The organism is Paenibacillus sp. P4_E11 (genome assembly GCF_056401635.1).
In genome coordinates this window covers 1-2852 of sequence record NZ_JBFUIX010000304.1, presented here as the reverse complement: position 1 = coordinate 2852, position 2852 = coordinate 1, and the positions used below count along the sequence as shown (strand labels likewise).

Below are 2852 nucleotides of genomic sequence, written 5' to 3'. Positions count from 1 at the left end.
CTGTAGCAGTGCCTATTGTTGTTCGCTTGTCCTCTGGAAAAAGGGTACCGGGTCGCAAAATATACATAGGGATGAAACTCAGCAAAATCCATACTCCGATTCACTTCCTTTGCCACTATTCAGAACAATCTACATGACGATTGTATAAATTATTGACGTTTCTGTAAATACACGAGATACACCAGTTGATACAATGATAGCGTAAATAAATGTTGAATAAAGGGGAGATTGGATATGCTGGACAGCAAATATTTGTTGACGGATGAACAAATGATTCAGTTCATTACCAAGGGCTATTTGGTGCTTCGAAACGACTTGCCGGCGCAGCTTCATGAGAGCGTGATGAACAAGGTTTATCATGTGATGCACGAAGAAGGCAACCCTGGCAACAATATCCTGCCGCGGATTCCGGACATTCAGCAGTTTTTCGATACGCCTGTTGTCAAGGGCGCCTTAACGAGCGTTCTGGGGCCGGACTATTACATGCATCCTCACCGGCATTGTCATTACAATAAACCAGGTAATGATAAGCCAGGTGGTGGACAATGGCACAAGGATGGCTTCTGGTCCTCCATGCGTAGCCATCGTCCTTGGTGGGCGATGATATTCTATTACACACACGACATAACCGAGGATTTGGGGCCGACCGCAATTATGCCAGGTACTCAATACTACGAGAAGTTTATCGGAGACCGAGGCGAGACGTTGCTGCCGACCGGCAAGGCGGGAACCATGGTGCTTGTGCATTTCGACATGTGGCATAAAGCTACTCACAACGTGTCCGATCTGGACCGTTACATGTTGAAGTTCCAGTTTGTCAGACTGCGCAAGCCGGAGTATCCTAGTTGGAATCATCAATGCAAGGAGCTGCTTGTGCCCGAAGGGACACCGGCTGTCCATCTGAATCTATGGCAGGATGTATGGGACTGGCTCCGTGGAGAACGTACAATGCGGCAGGGCGATACGTCTATCGACGAGACACAATTGCTGCAATTGCAGCAAGAGCTGACAGCTGAGKATGAAGCGATTCGCGGACGGGCAGCGGACGAATTGGGGCTGCTCGGAGCAGAGGCAGCTTCTTGTGCTCCCGCGTTGGGACTTCTATTGAACGATCCGGTGGAAACGGCAGCTTTGAATGCAGCCTATGCGCTTGGTCATATGGGAGCTGAAGGAATCGAGGAACTGATCGATCAGATGAATAAGGGAACCACACTGGTAGCGGAACGAGCCGCATATGGTTTGCAGGGGGCTGGAGCCGAGGCGATTCCGGGACTGCTCAAGGTGCTGGAGCACGCGGATGAGAAGCGTAGAGCTCTGGCGACATTCGTACTCGGAATGGTTGGATCTTCCGACAGCGGGGTGATATCTTCATTGATTGCGAGTTTGCAGGATGAGAGCGAGTGGGTTCGTCGGAATGCGGTCGAAGCGATGGGTATGATTGGGAATGCCTCAGGTCTAGTCGTTCCGGCATTAACGAAAGCTTTAGAAGCTTCGCTTCTAGAAGAGACGGGCGAGATCCCCCAATCAAACGACATGTATGTGAGCAAGCAAAGTTACATTGCGAATAAGATCGGTTATACGGCGGCGCTGTCGTTATTGCGCACTGGCAAGGAAGGCGATGCAAGGCAGGTCGTCCGTTCCTTGGAACAAGCGTTGCACAGTAAAGACCGTTATGTCAGGGCCTATGCATCCGAAGCACTCACCCATCTTYGGACGGATGATGCGGTTGACGCCTTGATCCGATACTACCGCTCCTCCCGGTGGTGTCCGGATACGAGTAATGCGAGTACCTTTTAAACGATTCAGGGAGTATAACTTTGCTGATTGTTCATCGTCTCGGCAAACGCACGGCGTCAAAGGACGCCGTAGGCGTTTATCCTTGCTAGGTACGGTCGTTCGTTGTTCGCCTAATCGATTGTAATCGCGGGAGGGTTGAATATATGAAAATTACAAACGTGGAATCGTTTATCCTGCATGTACCGATTACGCCTCCCATCACGGACGCCATCAATATAGCAACGCATTGGGGACTGGCGGGAGTACGAATATTTACGGATGAGGGGTTTGTCGGAACGGGTTATACGGGAACTTGCGCGAATGGTGACGACCTGATTACGCAAACGATCGATCGCTACTACGCACCACTGCTCATTGGCAAAGACCCTTTTATGGTCAAGGAGCTTTGGGATGAGATGCGCTTCGGTAAAATGCATTGGATCGGGCGTGCCGGTGTAACGCACATGGCGCTTGCTGCTGTGGACATCGCGTTGTGGGACATCATGGCGAAAGCGGCGAACAAGCCGTTGTGGCAATACCTCGGCGGTCACAAGTCGAAGCGGATCAAGGCGTACAACACGAATGGCGGCTGGCTCAATTGGTCAAAGGAACGGCTGATCAAGGACGTGAGCGACATTGTCGAGCAGGGTTTCACTGGGGTCAAAATCAAAGTGGGTAAGCCTGATCCGCGCGAAGACTACGACCGCTGTAAAGCCGTGAGGAAGGCGATCGGCGACGATGTTATCTTCATGATCGACGTTAACCAGCAGTGGAACATCAACACAGCGATGACGTGGGGCAAGCGGCTGGAGGAGTTTGATTTGTTCTGGCTGGAGGAGCCGCTCAACCCGGACGACATCCTCGGGCATCGCAAGCTGGCAGATGCGTTGAACGTCCCGATTGCGCTCGGTGAGCACGTGTATACGAAGTATGCCTTCCGCGATTACATCCATCAGGGCGCCATTGAATATGTGCAGGTGGACGTGACCCGGGTGGGGGGTATTACCGAATGGCTACAGGTAGCCGGGCTTGCCGCTTCATATGAACTTCCAATATGCCCGCACGTGGGGGATTTG

General features: G+C 51.8%; 2 protein-coding genes. Both read left to right on the top strand.

Annotated features, from left to right (window positions below; genetic code table 11):
* Positions 1–234: 234 nt before the first annotated feature.
* Positions 235–1797 (top strand): HEAT repeat domain-containing protein, encoded by a 1563-nt coding sequence (locus tag AC1DWB_RS33185; RefSeq protein WP_477545356.1) that lies wholly within the window; start codon positions 235–237, stop codon positions 1795–1797.
* A 143-nt stretch (positions 1798–1940) separates the two neighbouring features.
* Positions 1941–2852: mandelate racemase/muconate lactonizing enzyme family protein (locus AC1DWB_RS33180; RefSeq protein ID WP_477545355.1), on the top strand; the 912-nt coding region annotated here is incomplete at its 3' end.